Source organism: Polynucleobacter sp. UK-Kesae-W10, from assembly GCF_018881575.1.
GTDB lineage: Bacteria > Pseudomonadota > Gammaproteobacteria > Burkholderiales > Burkholderiaceae > Polynucleobacter.
This window is the reverse complement of sequence record NZ_JACVQB010000011.1, coordinates 1-775: the sequence shown is the minus strand read 5'-3', so window position 1 is coordinate 775 and position 775 is coordinate 1. Positions and strand designations below refer to the sequence as shown.

Sequence of the window (775 nt, the reverse complement as noted above, 5' to 3'; positions counted from 1 at the left end):
TTAAAGCAAAGCTAGCAGCCAATCGCCTCAGTACACCCTTGTTTGATACACCCCTGTTTACTAAACATCTAGAGAGCGCCTATCAACAGATGTATGAGCGTTATCAGGCTGGATTAGCGCCTGCGCATTTGACGATTGTATGAACGCTAGTCATACGCCATCTTTTGCCCAGCTCTTAGAGTGCTTGCGTACCAACACGCTATTGGGTAATCCATCTTTGATCTCCCAGGCCTTACAAGAAGATGCTCAGAATGAGTCTGCACTTTTTCAGCTAGCGCTCGCTTGCGCTGGGCATGAACGTCTTGATGATGCCTTCTTCATTTTTAATTGCTTAGAGGCTGCTAATCCAACTGATCCCAGAATCCCCTATAACTTGGGATTGATCTGTTCTTTGCGTAGTGATCATGCGGCTGCTTTAGCTGCCTATGAGCGCGCCTTAAGCTTGGCACCAGATGATCTAGATGCCTTGATTAATCAAGGCGCCACTTGTAATGATCTCAAGGACTATGCAGGCGCACTAAAAGCCTTAGAGCGCGCTACGCAAATCAATCCTGGTATCAAAGAAGCCTGGCTTAATCTAGGTATTGCCCTAAATCATCTGCAGTCTTACGAGCAATCGCTTAGGGCTTATGACCAAGCCCTAGCCTTAGATCCCCAGTACTTTGAAGCCTGGGTCAATCGCAGTGTGCCACTGAATGCTCTGAAACGTTATCAAGAAGCCTGCACTTCTTGTGAGAAAGCCATTGCCCTCAGACCCAATGATGCGCAGGGGTGG

The 775-nt window shown here is 47.7% G+C and carries 1 protein-coding gene; it reads left to right on the top strand.

The features are described from left to right. Positions 1–139: 139 nt before the first annotated feature. A partial coding sequence (locus tag ICN24_RS10265; protein WP_216223692.1) for a tetratricopeptide repeat protein occupies positions 140–775 on the top strand: 636 nt, incomplete at its 3' end.